The organism is Deltaproteobacteria bacterium (assembly GCA_016709225.1).
Lineage (GTDB): Bacteria > Myxococcota_A > Polyangia > Nannocystales > Nannocystaceae > Xiheibacterium > Xiheibacterium phototrophicum.
In genome coordinates, this window is sequence record JADJEE010000012.1 from 3,600,055 (window position 1) to 3,615,587 (window position 15,533).

13 protein-coding genes and 1 pseudogene are annotated in these 15,533 nt (G+C 71.2%); 11 read left to right on the top strand and 3 right to left on the bottom strand.

The genetic code is table 11. The features are described 5' to 3' along the window. The first annotated feature begins 26 nt into the window (after window positions 1-26). Both IPH07_39925 and IPH07_39930 read left to right on the top strand, forming a co-directional pair. On the top strand, window positions 27-662 hold the full coding sequence (locus IPH07_39925; GenBank protein ID MBK6923623.1) for a hypothetical protein: 636 nt from the start codon (window positions 27-29) through the stop codon (window positions 660-662). 174 nt (window positions 663-836) lie between these two features. Continuing rightward, window positions 837-1,169 (top strand): annotated as a pseudogene (locus IPH07_39930) (hypothetical protein). A gap of 1,067 nt (window positions 1,170-2,236) precedes the next feature. On the opposite strand, the gene orn reads toward IPH07_39930, so the two are convergent. The 3 genes from orn to IPH07_39945 all read right to left on the bottom strand — a co-directional run bounded on the left by orn (window position 2,237) and on the right by IPH07_39945 (window position 4,973). Further along, window positions 2,237-2,752, bottom strand: coding sequence for an oligoribonuclease (gene orn, locus IPH07_39935; GenBank protein ID MBK6923624.1), 516 nt, complete (start codon window positions 2,750-2,752; stop codon window positions 2,237-2,239). Window positions 2,753-2,829: 77 nt separating this feature from the next. After that, window positions 2,830-3,975 carry a hypothetical protein gene (locus IPH07_39940; GenBank protein ID MBK6923625.1) on the bottom strand — a complete coding sequence of 382 codons (1,146 nt, stop codon included), beginning with the start codon at window positions 3,973-3,975 and terminating at the stop codon, window positions 2,830-2,832. Window positions 3,976-3,977: 2 nt separating this feature from the next. Beyond that, the gene (locus tag IPH07_39945; protein ID MBK6923626.1) at window positions 3,978-4,973 is read right to left on the bottom strand and encodes a threonine/serine dehydratase; all 996 of its coding nucleotides are present in this window, start codon (window positions 4,971-4,973) and stop codon (window positions 3,978-3,980) included. Between the two features lie 195 nt (window positions 4,974-5,168). Here IPH07_39945 and IPH07_39950 point away from each other — a divergent pair, with 195 nt between their 5' ends. The 9 genes from IPH07_39950 (at window position 5,169) to IPH07_39990 (ending at window position 15,480) form a co-directional block, all read left to right on the top strand. Beyond that, window positions 5,169-6,002, top strand: coding sequence for a ribulose phosphate epimerase (locus IPH07_39950; protein MBK6923627.1), 834 nt, complete (start codon window positions 5,169-5,171; stop codon window positions 6,000-6,002). Further along, window positions 5,999-6,886, top strand: coding sequence for a hypothetical protein (locus IPH07_39955; GenBank protein MBK6923628.1), 888 nt, complete (start codon window positions 5,999-6,001; stop codon window positions 6,884-6,886). The genes IPH07_39950 and IPH07_39955 overlap by 4 nt, the downstream gene beginning before the upstream one ends. Continuing rightward, window positions 6,883-8,043 (top strand): hypothetical protein, encoded by a 1,161-nt coding sequence (locus tag IPH07_39960; GenBank protein MBK6923629.1) that lies wholly within the window; start codon window positions 6,883-6,885, stop codon window positions 8,041-8,043. The genes IPH07_39955 and IPH07_39960 overlap by 4 nt, the downstream gene beginning before the upstream one ends. A gap of 48 nt (window positions 8,044-8,091) precedes the next feature. Next, complete coding sequence (locus tag IPH07_39965) at window positions 8,092-8,283, top strand: hypothetical protein (protein MBK6923630.1); 192 nt, start codon at window positions 8,092-8,094, stop codon at window positions 8,281-8,283. 4 nt (window positions 8,284-8,287) lie between these two features. Then, on the top strand, window positions 8,288-9,115 hold the full coding sequence (locus IPH07_39970) for a LamG domain-containing protein (GenBank protein MBK6923631.1): 828 nt from the start codon (window positions 8,288-8,290) through the stop codon (window positions 9,113-9,115). Window positions 9,116-9,196: 81 nt separating this feature from the next. Continuing rightward, a complete protein-coding gene (locus IPH07_39975) occupies window positions 9,197-11,989 on the top strand; it encodes a tetratricopeptide repeat protein (GenBank protein MBK6923632.1) in 2,793 nt (930 codons plus the stop codon). Between the two features lie 102 nt (window positions 11,990-12,091). After that, window positions 12,092-12,610 (top strand): hypothetical protein, encoded by a 519-nt coding sequence (locus IPH07_39980; protein ID MBK6923633.1) that lies wholly within the window; start codon window positions 12,092-12,094, stop codon window positions 12,608-12,610. A 46-nt stretch (window positions 12,611-12,656) separates the two neighbouring features. Beyond that, window positions 12,657-13,265: a hypothetical protein gene (locus tag IPH07_39985; protein ID MBK6923634.1), complete on the top strand. Its 609-nt coding sequence runs from the start codon at window positions 12,657-12,659 to the stop codon at window positions 13,263-13,265. 145 nt (window positions 13,266-13,410) lie between these two features. After that, entirely contained in the window at window positions 13,411-15,480 is a 2,070-nt protein-coding gene (locus IPH07_39990; protein MBK6923635.1) for a glycosyltransferase family 39 protein, read from the top strand. Window positions 15,481-15,533: the final 53 nt, after the last annotated feature.

The window sequence follows — 15,533 nt, forward strand, 5'->3', positions numbered from 1 at the left end:
CGCGTCGCGGTGGTCGGGGAGAGAACATGCAGCGCTGGAGCTTTCCGCTCGTGTTGGCCGCGTGCACCAGCTTCGTCGAGCCCGACCCGCTCGTGCTCGCGGAGCCCGCGGTGCCTCCGCGCGTGCCGGTCGAGCGCGTGCCGGTCGAGCTCGTGGCGCCCGCGGACGATACCGACCTCGCGGTCTCGCGCGCGCCGCTCGTGCGCGCGCCCGCGCAGGGCATCCCGAACGACGCGCGCATCGAGCTCGCGCGGCGTGCGTGCTACGGCGCGTGTCCGATCTACGACGTGGTGCTCACCGCCGACGGCGTGGTGCGCTTTCACGGCCGACACTTCGTCGCGCAGCACGGCGACCGCGAGGCGAAGATCACGACCGCAGCGTTCGCGAAGCTCTGGCGGCGCTTGGTCGCGCAGGACATCGCCGGGCTGCCCACCGCGTCCTCCGAGAGCGGCCCCGCGGACTGCGAAGAGCTGCGCACCGATCATCCCAGCGCGATCGTGACGCTCACTGCTACCGACGTCGACGCGCGCGTGTTCGACGACCATGGCTGTCGCGGCAACGAGCGCCTCGAAGCCTTCCGCAAGCTCGAGGACCGCATCGACGCGGTTGCCGGTACCGCGCGTTGGGTCGGGCGCTGCCGCACCGAGATCTGCCCGCGCTGAAGCGGGCGTCGAGCTGCCCGGCAACCCCCGTGGGCCTCGCGTGGCGTCCCCGCGGTGACGCCCTGGTCGTCGCGACGGGCGGGGCCAACGCGACACGGCATCGCGTGCTGCGGTTCGCCGCCACGTCCCCCGGTGGGTGACCTGCGACGGCCATCCTGGTAAGGGATCGGCCCGATGCCGCCGATGCCCTCGCGCCCGACGATCCCGGTGCTCCTCGTGTTGTCGGCCGGGTGCGCGCCGCTGGTCCCCTTCGGTGACGACGTCGGCACCGACGGCTCGTCGAGCGCGGACAGCAGCGCCGGTGGCGAGGTCGATGGCGGCGACGATGCGCGACCGACTGGCGAGGTCGGCGGTGAGGTCGGCGGTGAGGTCGGTGGCGAGGTCGGCGGCGATGTCACCACCGGCGTGGCGGCCTTCTGTGGCGATGGCTTCGTCGATGGCGACGAGATCTGTGACGACGGCAACGCGATCCCCGGCGATGGCTGCGAGCCCGATTGCACGAACACGCCGGGCCTCCTGGTGTGGTCGCAGACCTTCGACGGCGGCGGCGACGATCGAGCGCGCGACGTGGCGGCATCGATCGAAGGCGACGTGCTGGTGGTCGGCAACCTCGCGACGGCGAGCGACGACGCCTGGGCGCAGCGCATCACCGCCGATGGTGGCAACGCCGCCGCGGCGCTGCTCGACCTCGGTGACGACGAATACGCCACCTCGGTGACCGTGGCCGCCGACGGCTCGGTATGGGTCGCGGGCGCGAGCATGGGCGACGATCGCGGGCTGGTGATGCGCTGGGACGAGGATCAGTTCACGCAGTTCGACGGCGGACCCGAGGACCTCGCGACCGGCACCGTGTTCGCCAGCACCACCGCCGAGGGCTTCGCGATCATTGCGAACACCGGTGGCTTCAATAGCCTCGGCATCGCCGCGCCGCGCTTCGACGCGACCGGCGCCTTGCTCGGCGACGCCATGCTCGCCGATGCCGTCTTCATCGGCGCTGCAATCCCCGCCGCCGACGGTGGCACGATCCTCACCGGCAACGCGTTCGGTGGCATGGGCATGCCCTCGACGATCTGGCTCGGTTCGCTGACCGCCGACGGCGGCACCGGCTTCAGCAGCTCGTTCGAGGCCGATCCGGGCATGAATGCCCGCGTGCGCGGCCTCGCGATCGCCCCGGACGGTCGCATCGCAGGTGTCGGCACCATGGGCCCGCCGGGGGAGATGGGCCAGCAGGACCGCGGCTGGATCTGGTGGTGGACGCCCGATGGCGTGCCCGACGGCAACGGTCCGCTCGACATCGGCGGTGCGGCTGCACGTGCGAGCGCGGTCGTCTTCGGCAACCACGGCATGGTCGTCGGCGGCACCACGATCCTGCTCGACGATGGCTTCGTCGCCGGCCTCGACGACGCCGGCAATGCGCAGTGGGCCTACGCCCTGAGCGGCGATCTCGGCCTCGAGGACGGCATCACCTCGCTCGCGGTGGTGCCCGGGGTCGGCATCGCCGCGGTCGGCTGGGTCGCCCAGATCGGCACCGGCGAAGACGCGTGGGTCGGACTCTTCACCGACTGACGGGTTGCTCAGGGCGCGACGAACAGGCGCTCGCGATAGAACCGCAGCTCCGCGATCGACTCGCGGATGTCATCGAGCGCGCGGTGGCTCTCCGACTTCTTCGGCGCCTCGAGCTTGGGATACCAGCGCCGCGCGAGCTCCTTGATGGTGCTGACGTCGACCAGCCGGTAGTGCAGGTGGGCCTCGAGTGTCGGCATGTGCCGCAGCAGGAAGCGGCGATCCTGCCAGATGGTGTTGCCGCACAGCGGCGCCTGCCGTGGGCCGCAGTGCTGGTCGATGAACGCCAGCGTCTGCGCCTCGGCATCGACCAACGACACCGTCGAGGCCTTGACCGCCGCGGTGAGGCCACTGTCACCGTGGTGCTGGGTGCACCACTCGTCCATCGCGTCGAGCACCGCGTCGCTCTGGTGGATCACCAGGTCGGGGCCCTCGGCGATGATGCCGAGCTCGGCGTCGGTGATGATCGTCGCGATCTCGAGGATCGCACAGTGGTCGGGATCGAGGCCCGACATCTCGAGATCCATCCACACCAGGGGAGCGTTCACGGCGATCCGCGATCTACCTTGGTTGTCGCGCCGGTGTCACGCGCCGATGTCGATGATCACGGCTTGCCCAGCAGCTTCGCGATCGCCTGTCGTACCCACGCCGGGTGATCCGAGAGACCGGCTGCGTCGTCGCGCGGTGCGACCACGCGCAGCACCAGGTGATCCTGGGGATCGCTGGGCTCGGCCGGACGCTTGCGAAGCCCCACGGTCACCTCGCCGATGCAGTCCTCGCAGCGGGGGATCTTGCCCTGCAGCCGCGAGTACGCCCGCGTGACGTCGGCGTGGGTCACCTCGACGTCGTCGGTCATCTCGAGTGGATAGCCCGAGGGGTCGAGCTCGGCCAGCCGCGTCATGCGATAGGCGAGGCCGTGCAGCAGGTAGGTCGCTCGCTGCAGCTCCTGCTCGTCGAGCGGCAGGCCGTCGAGCTCGAGATCCGCGCTGCCGAAGCGCCGCATGCCGCGGGTGGTCAGGCGGATGAACGGTGCGCCGTGGCGTGGATCGGGGAACGGCACCACCGCGACCTGGTCGGCGACGTTGCCGAGCCCGGCCTGCAAGCGCCGGCGCGTGAAGGCCTCGACGCCCATGGTCTCGCCGGTGTCGGGATCGTGGATGAGCGCGCCGGTCTCGCTCGCCAGCAGGCGCACGAGGGTCTGCAGCAGTCGCAAGCCGCGGACGGCCCGCTCGTTGCGGTAGTCGGCGCGGAGCAAGATGCCGCGGCGGTGGGTTGCCAGTGCGGCGCGCTCGTCGTCCTCGAGCTCGCGCGTGAGCACGGGATCGGCGAGCGCGCCCTCGGACACCGCGGCCCGTCGAGCGCTCGCATCGAGTCCCTCGATGTACAGGCCCAGCAGATCGCGGGGGTGATTGCCCGGACGCAGGCGTGGGTCGCCCTGGGGGTCGAGGCTGATCAGCTCGCGCAGCACGCCGACCTCGGCATCCTGGGTGTCGCCGCCGAGCTTGGCGTCGACGAGCGCGGTGAGCTGCTCGCGGGTCGGCACCTTCACGTCGTCGGTGACGAGCAACACGTAGGCCAGCGACGTGCGATCGGCGAACACCACCGACTCGGGCGCGTCGGTCTTGCGCGCCGGGTCGGCCGGGGCCGGTGTCGCGACCATCGAGGGCGGCGGGCCGGTGTCGCTGGTGGCCTCGGGCTTGTTCGAGCAGGCGGTGGCCACCAGCAGCGATGCGAGCAGGGTTCGGTGCATGGTCACGCGTCGGTCCCGAGGCGGGTCAGCAACGATGCCACGAGCGTGGGCTCGACGTTGCCACCCGAGAGGATCACGCCGACGTTGCGGCACGACGCCGGCAAGGCGCCGGACAGCACCGCCGCGAGCCCGGCCGCGCCCGAGGGCTCGACCAAGAGCTTGCCGTGGACGAGCAGGGCCACCAGCGCGTCGGCGAGCTGCTCGTCGACCACGCGCAGGCAGCCGGCGAGCTCGCGCTGGGCGATCGCGAAGTTGAGCTCGCCGACCTGCACTGGCTTGAGGCCGTCGGCGAGCGTCGCGGCCGGCTCGACGCGCACGCGCGCGCCCGCTTCGATGCTCGCCGCCATCGCGTCGCAGCCCTTGGGCTCGACCGACCACACCTTCGTCGTGGTGCCGCGGCACACCACGCACGCGCCCGCGAGCAGGCCACCGCCGCCGACTGGCACCACCAACGCGTCGAGCTGCACGCCGTGCTCGCGCTCGCACTGCTCGAGCAGCTCGAGCGTCGCGGTGCCCTGGCCCGCGATGATGTCGGGGTCGTCGAAGGGGGGCACGATCACGCCGCCGGTGCGCTCGGCGATCGCCAACGCGGCCTCGTAGCGCGCGGTCGAGGTCGTACCCGCGAGCACGACCTCGGCACCCAGACGTCGCACCGCCGCGAGCTTCACCGGCGGCGCATCGGTGGGCATCGCGATCGCGGCCGGCACGCCGAACTCGCGCGCGGCCCAGGCCACCGCCTGCGCGTGATTGCCCGAGCTGTAGGTGACGAGCCCGCGGGCGCGTCGCGCAGGATCGATTCGCATCGCGGCATGCATCGCACCGCGGGCCTTGAAGGCACCGATGCGCTGCAGGTTCTCGGCCTTGAAGAACAGCGAGCGACCGCTGCGCTCGTCGAGCGCGGGCACGCGCACCACCGGGGTGTGGACGATGCGCCCGTGCAGACGGGTCGCGGCTTCGCGCACGTGCTCACGCTGGAGATCGAGATGGGGGGCGGACATCCTGGTGCGGGAAGGCTACCGCGTGGGTCCACGCACCGACGGGGCGGATGCCGGGACGCCGTTCCCTCGCAGGCGAGGAATCCGAGCTTGATTCGTTAGCAATCAAAGGATTATCCTGCCTCGATGGGCATCACATCGTCGCTGCGCCGTCATCATGCCCTCGTTTTCGCCCTCTGCGGCGGGTGTGGGGAGCGCGTGGACGCGGGCGGCGAGGGCTCCGGCGCGGCTGACAGCACCGGGGCCGAGGCACCGGAGTCGGTCGAAGATCCACCCGCACGCGAGCCGGCGGTGACCACCGGCGTCGGACCGGACGACGCCTCGGACGGCGGCGAGGCGGGGTTCATCGGCGATCCCGATGGCGACGGCGCTGCGCATCTCTGCGATACGTGGGCGCAGGATTGTCCCGTCGGCCAGAAGTGCAACGTCTGGGCGGACGATGGCGGCAACTCGTGGAACGCATCGAAGTGCGTGCCCATCGATCCCGAGCCCGACGACGTCGGTGAGCCGTGCACGGTGGTCGACAGTCCGGTCAGTGGCTTCGACTCGTGCGTACGCGGTGCGACGTGCTGGGGCGTCGACCGCGAGACCAACATCGGCACCTGCGTCGAGCTCTGTGCGGGCACCGAGGCCAGTCCGCTCTGCTCCGATCCCCGCACGCACTGCGAAGGGCGCAGCGTGCCGCTGTGCATCTCGACGTGCTGCCCGCTCGAGCAGGACTGTTCGGTCGATGAGGCTTGCTATCCCGTTGGCCCGCACTTCTCGTGCGCACCCGATGTCAGCGGCCCCGCCGGTGCGTACGGTGATCCGTGTGACTTCATCAACGTGTGCAACCCTGGCCTCTTCTGCGCCGATGCGTCGGTGGTGCCCGGCTGCGAGGATTCGGACGGCTGCTGCACGCCGTTTTGCGACACCCGATCACAGGCGTGCAAGCTGCTCGATCTCCAGCTCGAGTGCGTGCCTTGGTATGAGGACCTCGGGCAAGCGCCGCCGGGTGAAGAGTTCGTCGGCGGCTGTTGGGTGCCCGCATGAGGTGCGTGGGAATGCTCGTGATGTTCGTCGGGGCCGGCTGCGGCGCGCTGGCCGACGCGACCGGTGTCGGTGGCACGGCGGGCGAGAGTACCGGCGGCGGGCCCAGCGGGTCGCGCGACGATCCGCCGGCACGTGAACCCGTGATGCCGACGACCTCCGGGGTCGACGACGGATCCGATGACGTCGACGAGGCGGGCTTCATCCGCGATCCCGACGGCGGCAACCCCATGATCCTCTGCGACGTGTGGGCGCAGGATTGTCCCGCCGGCGAAAAGTGCACGGCGTGGTCCTACGATGGCAGTCATTCCTGGAACGGCATGAAGTGTGTGCCCATCGCTGCGGATCCCGATGGAATCGGCGAGCCGTGCACCGTGATCGACGGCCCGTACAGCGGGGTCGATACCTGTGTGCTGCCGGCGATTTGTTGGGGCGCCAATTCCGAGTCGGGCGTCGGCACCTGCGTGGAGTTCTGTCGGGGTCTCGAGGCGGCGCCCACGTGCACGGATCCCAACGCGCATTGTGAGGGGCGTGAGCTGGCGCTGTGCATTCCGTCGTGCTGCCCGGTCGAGCAGACCTGCCCGTTGGGGACCGCCTGCTATCCCACCGGCTATCATTTCGAGTGCGTACCCGATGCGGGCGGTGCGGGCGGTGCGTACGGCGATCCGTGCGAGTACCTCAATGTGTGCGACCCCGGCCTCTTCTGCGCCGACGCGTCGATGGTGCCGGGCTGCACGGGATCGTTCGGCTGCTGCGCGCCGTTCTGCGACACGCGTTCGTCGGCGTGTGCGTTGCTCGATCCCCAGCTCGAGTGCGCGCCTTGGTACCGCCCCGGGCAGGCGCCACCGGGTGAAGAATTCGTCGGCTATTGTCGAGGGCTCGAGTGAGCCGCGGATCCGCGATGGTGCGGCTCGCAGCTCTCGGGCTCGCGGCGGTCGGGCTCGGGTGCGAGGTGGCGCCGTCGATCGCTGCGGGCTCGGGCAGCAGCGATGACGGTCGCGTCGACGCTGCCACGGTCGCCACGGATGCGACGACGACGACGGGCGGCGAGAGCACCACCGGCGCCGAACCGGCGCCGGATGCCTGCGCAAGCGCGTGCGTCGATCTCGATCATGACCCCGGTCGCGAGCTCTGCTACGCGTGCCGCTGCAAGCACGCGTTCGACGATTGGCTGCCCTCGCCCGAGCAGCTGCAGTGCGATCGCGCGGAGCCGATCGTGACCTACGAAGCCGATCTCTCGACCCCGGAGGGCGCATGGGTGCCAGCGGGCATCGGCGTGACGCACTGCGCGAACCCGTCGATCTTCACCGGCTCGTGCGCGCAGCACAGCCGGCTCGGGCAGCTCGAGCACGGCGACGTGATGGTGCGGTGGATCTGCCGCGATCCCTACCTCGATCTCGACGGTCGGCTGCTCTACCACGACGTGGCGGTGATCGGACAGAACGTGCGCACTGGCGTCGCGTGCTTCTGGGACGATGTCGACGACGTCACGCACGGTGACGACCTGCCGCCCTTGGATCTCGAGCAGGCCACGGCAGCGCAACGCGCCGAGTTCGGCGCGAAGTTCTACGTGACCGAGGGCGAGAACTGCACGCCGTGCCACGACCACGATCCGTTCATCTACACGCCGTACCTCGCGTCGACCGACTGGCGCAGCGTCGCGATGGATCGTGGACCCTACGGATTGGTCGGCCTCGACGGTCACGTGCGGGCGACCGGTGCCCGCCACCTGGTGTCGCCGCGCGCGAGCCCGTGCACGAGCTGTCACCGCCTCGGCGATGGCAAGACCTGTACGACGCTCGCCGCCGACGCGCTCGGTGCGGCGAAGGAAGCCCAGTACGAGGCCGCAGTGTTGGACGCGATGCTGCCGGGCAGCCCCCGGTGGTGGATGGCGTACTGGATGCCGGGTGCGGGGGCGCCGATCACGGACGAGCAGGAGTGGCACGCGCGGTTCGATGACGCGCGGGCGCACGTGCTCGCCTGTTGCGAGACGCCGGGCGAGAACGTCGGCGACTGCGAGTGGGCCGACGTGCCCGCGCGCTGAAGAAGATTAAGAGCGACCAGCGTCGGACGAGTCGCGTAAAGTGGTGGGGTGAGTCGTCTCGCCGCGATCTCGCTGCTCGCGGTCGCATCGTCGTGCGGCGTCGGTGCGTTCGCGTGCAGCGACGACGGCGCCTGCGTGCGCGGGTCGACCCAGGGTGTATGCACGCCCGCGGGCGCGTGTGCGTTCCCCGATGCCGCGTGCGCATCGGGGCTGCGCTACGGCGATCACGCGCTCGGGTGAGTGCGTGCCGCCCGACGCGGGTGGCTCGGAGACCGGCGTCGCCGACACCGGTGGCTCGTCGACGGGGCGGCCGACCACGTCGAGCGGCGTCGAGGCGACCACGCTCGCGGTCGACGACTCGTCCGCGTCGATGGACGACTCGAGCTCCGGTCACGCAGGCACCGCCTCGAGCGACGACACCGGCAGCACCACCGGACCCGCAGTCGATCCCGACCTGCTGATCTGGCTGCGCTTCGAGGCGGCGGGCAACTTTGGTGTCGCCAACGATGGCGTGCTCGGAGGTACCGCGACGTGCTCGGGTAGCTGTCCTTCGGTCGACGGTGGCCTCGCGCGCTTCGACGGCGTCGGCACGTGCCTGCAGGTGCCGCACGAGGACGCGCTGGCGCCCGCGGCGTGGACGATGGCGGCGTGGGTTCGACCCACGGCGATCGCGAACACCTACTTTCTCTTCGGCAAGGCCTACGGCGCCATGTCGGAGAACAGCTGGGAGTTCTACGTCGACGGCGAGGGCGACCTGCGGATGCTCACCGTCGAGGTGATCGTCGAGAGCGTGATCGCAACTGCGCCGCCCGCGGGCGATGCGTGGACCCACGTCGCGGCGAGCTCCGACGGAACCGTGCTCTCGCTGTGGGTGGCCGGCGAGCTGCAGGGTGAGCTCGGGCTGCAGGGCATCGCGTACGACGAGCATCCGGTTCGCTTCGGCTGCGACTCGGACAACGGCACGGAGATGTACTTCTTCGACGGCTGGCTGGCGGACGTGCGCTTCTACGGACGTGCGCTCGAGGGCGACGAGCTCGCTGCGCTCGCGTCGGCCGTGCCCGGCGATCCGTGAGCCGCCACCGCGGACGCATCGCCACGAGCGGCGTCGCAGGCCTTGTGACGCGGACGTTCAGCGCGGACGCCGAAGTGATCCATGATCGCAGACGTGACCGAGCCGGCCGACGACGGCGAGCGCACCGACGATGCTGCGATGCAGGCTGCGGCCGAAGTGCCGGCCCCGGGCGAGCGCGTCGGCCGGTACACGGTGATCGAGCCACTCGGCGAAGGCGCGATGGGGGTGGTGCTGCGGGCCTACGACGCGACGCTCGACCGCGAGGTCGCGCTCAAGGTCGTGCGACCGCCCGGCGTCCGCGGCTCGGAGAAGCTCGAGCTCGCGCGTGGCCGACTCGTGGCCGAAGCGCGGGCGCTCGCTCGCCTCTCGCACCCCAACGTGGTTGCGGTCTACGAGGTCGGCGTGCATCGGGGGCTGATCTACGTCGCGATGGAGCTGGTGCGCGGCGTCGATCTGCAGCGATGGCTGCGCATCGACGGGCCGCGGCCGTGGCGCGAGGTCGTCGAGGTCTTCCTCGCGGTTGGTCGCGGGCTCGCGGCGGTGCACGCAGCCGGCATGGTGCACCGCGACGTGAAACCCGCGAACATCCTCGTTGGCGATGATGGTCGCGCGCGCGTGGGCGACTTCGGCATCGCGCGGGCCGTCGTCGAGCTCGATCCGCCGCAGCTCGACGGACACGAGCTCAGCGCCCACGATCTCGCGCGGACGGCCGTCACGGCGCAGGGGCGCGTGGTTGGCACGCCGGCGTACATGGCCCCCGAGCAGCACGAGCACGGCGAGGCCGGGCCCGCCGCGGATCAGTTCGCATTCTGCATCGCGCTGGTCGAGGCGCTGTGGGGACAGCGGCCCTACCAGGTCGAGCTGCGTCGCTTGCTCGCCGCCAAGCGGGCCGGCCCGCGGCCGCCGAGCTCGCGACGGCGGGTGCCTGCGCATCTATGGCCGATCGTGGCGCGCGGACTGGCGCCGGATCCAGCCGCGCGCTTCCCAACGATGGACGCGTTGTGCGACGCGCTGGCGCACGATCCGCGTGCGCGTCGCCGTCGGTGGCTCGGCGCCGGGCTGGTTGCGCTCGCGGGGGCCAGTGGGCTGGGCTTCGCGCTGGCTCGGCCCGACCCCTGTGATGATGCCGCCCATGGCCTCGACGGCGCGTGGGATCGATCGACCCGCGCTGCGCGGGAGAACGCGTTCGCCGGCAGTGAGCACCCGTGGGCACCCCAGGCGTGGGCCCATGCGAGCGCGCAGCTCGACGGCTGGAGCGCGCAGTGGCTCGCGATGCACCGCGAGCTCTGCGAGCTCGGCCGCGCCGCGTCGCCCGATCCGTTGCTCGATCGGCGCCGCGCCTGCATGGCGGCGCGTCGCCGCGGTTTGGTGGCGATCACCGACGCCTTGGCCGAGGCGACTCCCGACGTGGTCGATCACACCTTCGAGCTGGTCGCGCAGCTGCGGCCCGTCGCACCGTGCGGTGATCCTGCGTCGCTCGCGAACGCCGTCGAGCTGCCGGACGACCCGAGCACCCGCGCGGCCGTCGAGCAGGCCCGTGCCGAGCTCGCTCGCGGTCGAGCGCTGATCGACGCCGGTCGCTACCGTGCCGCCGTCGAGCTCGGCGAGCAGGCCGTCATCGAGGCCCGCACGCTCGAGTATCCCCCGCTGGTTGCCGAGGCGCTCACCTTCGTGGGTCTCGCCCACCAGCGCGTCGGCGAAGAACCGCAGGCCCGCGCGCTGCTGGAGGAGGCGGTGTGGCTCGCGATCGAGAGCGGCCACGACGAGGCCGCCGGCGACGCTGCGATTGCATTGGTGTGGAGCACCGGTCGTCAGGCGATCACGATCGAGGATGCGCTCCGCTGGGGTGAGCTGGCGCGCGTCGAGCTGACGCGTCGCGGCGGTGACCCCCGCGCCGAGCTGGTACGGCTCGAGCATGGCCTCGGTGCGGCGCTGGACACCGCGGCGCGCTATGACGACGCGCTGCAGTCGTACGCGCGGGCGCTGGCGATCGCCGAGGCCGACGCCAGCATGCTCGTGGTCGCGGCGACGATCCACGCCAGCATCGCCAAGCTGTACGGCGATCGCGGCGAGGTGGTGCGGGCCCGCGCGGAGCTCGAGCCCGCGATCACGACGCTCGAGCCGATCCTCGGCCACGACCACCCGCAGCTGTCGAGCATGCGAGGACAGCTGGCGATGTTCCTCGACGCGGCGGGCGAACACGATCGGGCGGTCGAGGTCTTCACCGAAGTCGTCGAGGGCCTGCGGTTGGCGATGGGGGACGACGCTCCGCGGGTAGCGACCGCGCGCATCAACCTCGCGGTCGCGCTGAACCATGCCGGCCGCAAGGAGGAGTCCCTGGCGATGAACGAGCTCGCACTGGCCAACCTCGCGGCCAGTGGCGACTCCTTGAGCGCCGCCACTGTGCTCGGCAACCTCGGCCTCGAGTACCTGCGTCGGGGCATCCACGACGCCGCGGAGGAACGATTCGAGCGCTCGCTGGCGATGCTCGGTCGGCTGTATCCGCCAGATCACCCCGAGCTGGTGGTGGCGCTGATCGGCCTCGGCCGCGTTCGCCTGGCGCAGAGCGACCATCAACGCGCCATCGACTTGTTCGATCGTGCCGAGGCGATCGTGGTCGCCGCGCAGGGGCCGTGGGCGCGCCTGCGTGCGATCGCGCTCGAGGGTCGCGGCCACGCCGAACTCGCCGCCGGCCGCACCGATGCTGCCGAAGCCACACTGATCGAACAGCTCGAGATCGTGCGTCGTGCACCGGACGTCGCGCCCGGTGACCTGCCAGGGGCCCTGCGCGATCTTGCCGCGCTCCGACGCACGCAGGGAAGGCACGCCGACGCGCTCGCGCTCGAGGCCGAGGCATCGGCGGCACCGCACTGATCGCCGACGAGGTGCCACGCCGACCCATGTTCGGGCCGCGACGCGCGGGGTTCGCCAGCTCGTCGCGCGGAGTCACGCCGGTGTCGTGTAGGCTGACGCGTGATGCGTCGTCTCGAACCGCCCGCGCCGAAGCAGAGTCCGTTGAGCGTCGCCGGGGGCGTCGTCGGTGCGATCGGCGGCATGGCACTGGCGAACTACGCCGGGGCTTCGCTGTGGATCCCTGGCATCGCGACCGGGTTGCTGGCGCTGCTGTTCGCGAAGACGCGCTTGGCACCACCGCGCTTCCGCGGCGCGATCGCGGTGACGGGTGGCCACATCGCGTGGTTCATTGGCGCGGGCCTGCTCACGGGCGCATGGGAAACCGTCGGGCCCGACATCGCGGCGCTCACGATCGCATGTGCGATCGCGTGGGCTCGACCGAGCATGGGCGGGGTCGCGCTGCTGGGCGTCGTCCAACTGGCGTCGCTGGTCTACAATGTCGTGCTGCTCGCGGGCGCCAGCTTCGGCAGCGCCGATCACCGTGCGCTCGCCGTGCACGTGCTGTGGCGGCTCATCGCGCTGGGGCTGATCGCCAGCGAGGTCGCGGCGATCCGGCGCGAGGCCGCAGCGCCGCCCACCTGATTCGCTCGTCGTGGCGATGCGACGCGGCTACCCTGAAGCGCCCGCAATGTCGATGTCCGACTTCCCACGCCTCGCACGATATCTCGCGGCGCTCGACGCCGGCCCCGGTGGGGGGCTCGATGCGTTCCCTTCACTGCGCGTGAAAGCATCGCTGCTGCAGTTCGCGACCGCGCGGGCCCCGGCGCGCTTCGATCCCGCGCAGCTGCCCGAGCGCGTGCGTGCGTTGCTCGACGGCCGCCGGCTCGTGACCGAGTGGATCAGCGAGGTCGAGTACCACGCCGTGACGCTCGCGCTGTGGGATGGTCATGGGCTCGACGACACGGCCGCGTGCGCGTTCTGGTACGACGTCATCCATGCCCAGCGACAGAGCAAGCTCTACGGACGCCTGCTCGCGTTGGTGAACCCGAGTCGCTTGCTGCGCGGCGCACCGATGGTGTGGGGCTACTTCCATCGCGGGGTGCGGCTCGAGCTCGCGAGCGCGACGCACGACCACGCCGAGCTCGACCTGTGGGCCCCGGCGGCGCTGTGGACACCACTGCTGCTGCGCGCGTATGCGTCGGTGTTCTACGGCGCGGTCGTGCGTCGGCCGCCGCGCGCCGATGACGTCACGATCGACGAGGGCCCCGAGCGCACGCGCTATCACCTGCGGTGGTGACGACGCGGGCGCCAGGGTCGGGCCTGCCAGGCGCCGGCGCAGCCGCGCGCGGAGCCGACGCGCGCGGCGCTCGGACGGTTTCGGTCGCTTTCGTGATCGATCCCCGCGATGGCGCGCCCGAGTTGCTGCTACCTTCGCTCGCACGTTGGACGCCGCCGCCCAGCCGTCGAACTCGTCGACGCCGTCGAGCCCGATGGCGTCGCGCCCGTGGTGGCGGTGGCTGCTCGAGACGCCCGCAGGGTGGGCGGTGCTGGTCGCGTTGTCGGTGGTCGTCGTCGACCTCGCGACCATCGCGATGGCGGGCCCGTGGGACCCGTGGGAGACCCACTACGGCGAGGTCGCGCGGCAGATCGTCGTGCGTCACGATCCGGTCGATCTGTGGTGGCAGCCGGGCAATGGTGGCCCCCACGGCGAGGCCGAGAAGAGCTTCGCATCCAAGCCAGCGCTGCCGTTTTGGTTGATGGCGCTGTCGATGCGCGTGTTCGGCGTCGGCACGGCGCCCGATCCCGCCGAGCTCGTGCACTCGCCGGTGGCGGAGCTGGCCCTGCGGCTGCCGAGCATGCTCGCCGGCTACGCTGCGGCGCTGGTGCTCGGTGCGACCGCGTGGCGGCTGGCGTCGCCGCGCGCGGGCGTGCTGACCGGCGCGATCGTGGCGACCATGCCGCAGTTTGCCATCGTCACGCGGCAGGCGCTGACCGACATGTTCTTCGTCGCGCCGGTGGTCGCGGCCTGTTGCGGGTGGGCGCTGGCGTGGCTGCAGCCCGATCGCGAGCTGCGACGGCGCGGCCACGGTTGGCGCAGCGTGCCGTGGGATCGCGCGTGGCTGGCCTACCTCGTGGTGTTCGTGCTCGCCGCCGTGGTGCCGCTGGCGGTGATCCACCAGCACGCGTTCGATCCCTACGTGTGGCGCGCGGTCGGCAAGGTCCCGCGCCGCGTGCAGGGGCTGCAGGACATCCAGCGCCAGATGTGGATCTACTGGGCGATCGTCGCGGCGGTCCTGCTGCGATCGCTGCGGTGGCAGCGACGCAGCCAGGCGCTGATGGGCCTGGTGTACCTGTTCGCGGGGCTGTCGCTGCTGGGCAAGGGGCTCATCGGCCCGGGCATCATCGGGCTGGTGATCCTCGTGCACCTGCTGCACACCGGTCGCTGGGAGCTGCTGCGACGCTGCGGGCTGCCGACCGGCATCGCGATCTTCGTGCTGGTCGGGTTCCCGTGGCACCACGCGATGGCGCTCTACCGCGGCGAGCGATGGGTCAACGAGCTCATCATGGACAACAACCTGCGGCGCTTCTCGACCGGCGAGCAGAAGCAGGCGGTGGGTGGCTTCACGTTCTATCTCGAGACCTTGGGGCTGGCGGCGCTGCCGTGGTCGGCGATCGTGCCGGTCGCCGGCGTGGTCGGCCTGCGAGCGTTCGCGCAGCCGGATGGCAAGCCGGGCGTGACGCTGCAGCGCTTCGCGGCGCTGTGGCTCGTGGTTGCACTGTTCGCGATCACCTACAGCACCACGAAGTACTACCACTACATCCTGCCGGTGCTGCCGCCGGCGGCGCTGGTGACGGGCCTGTGGCTCGACGCGAACGCCGACGAGCGTGGCACCAAGCACTCATGGGTGGGCTGGGCGACCGGCGGGCTCGGGCTCGCATTGGTGGCGGTGGTGATCCGCGACGCGATGCACCAACCGGCCTGGCTCGCGCACCTCACCACGTACCTCTACACCGGCATGTGGACCGAGGGCGCGCCGCCGGTGACGATGCTGCTGGCGACCTGTGCTCCGTTCGCGATCGGCCTGCTGCTGTGGCCGTGGGCGCCGCGCAAGCTCGCGCTGGTGTCGCTGGTGCTCGGTGGCGTGCTGACCCGCGCGTGGGTGATCGCCGACTACGTGCCGGGCGCATCCGAGAGCTGGTCGCAGCGCAGCGCGATGCGGGTCTACTTCGACAATCGCGGCCCGCAGGATCGCCTGATGAGCTGGTGGTTCTACTACCGCGGCGAGACCTACTTCTCGAAGGCCAACATCTGGGTGATGAAGGAAGTCGATCGCGCCGCCCTCACCGAGCTGGTCGAAGAGGCGCGCGGCCGCGGCATCACGCTGTGGGCGATCACCACCGTGCAGCACGCCAACCGCCTCGCGCCACAGCTGCCGCAGGACGTCCGCGGCGGGGTCGAGCGGGTGTACGAGAATTTTCACTACGCGTTGTTGAAGGTGCCGGTGCCGTGATCACAAGCGCGGCGGTCGACCAAGTCGGCTTCCGGGGTGGACCGTTCTGGACT

Excerpts from the sequence above, each read along its gene's own strand:
- IPH07_39925 (MBK6923623.1), top strand. The coding sequence starts at position 27 with ATGCAGCGCTGGAGCTTTCCGCTCGTGTTGGCCGCGTGCACCAGCTTC.
- orn (MBK6923624.1), bottom strand. The coding sequence starts at position 2,752 with ATGGATCTCGAGATGTCGGGCCTCGATCCCGACCACTGTGCGATCCTC.
- IPH07_39940 (MBK6923625.1), bottom strand. The coding sequence starts at position 3,975 with ATGCACCGAACCCTGCTCGCATCGCTGCTGGTGGCCACCGCCTGCTCG.
- IPH07_39945 (MBK6923626.1), bottom strand. The coding sequence starts at position 4,973 with ATGTCCGCCCCCCATCTCGATCTCCAGCGTGAGCACGTGCGCGAAGCC.
- IPH07_39955 (MBK6923628.1), top strand. The coding sequence starts at position 5,999 with ATGAGGTGCGTGGGAATGCTCGTGATGTTCGTCGGGGCCGGCTGCGGC.
- IPH07_39975 (MBK6923632.1), top strand. The coding sequence starts at position 9,197 with ATGATCGCAGACGTGACCGAGCCGGCCGACGACGGCGAGCGCACCGAC.
- IPH07_39980 (MBK6923633.1), top strand. The coding sequence starts at position 12,092 with ATGCGTCGTCTCGAACCGCCCGCGCCGAAGCAGAGTCCGTTGAGCGTC.
- IPH07_39985 (MBK6923634.1), top strand. The coding sequence starts at position 12,657 with ATGTCGATGTCCGACTTCCCACGCCTCGCACGATATCTCGCGGCGCTC.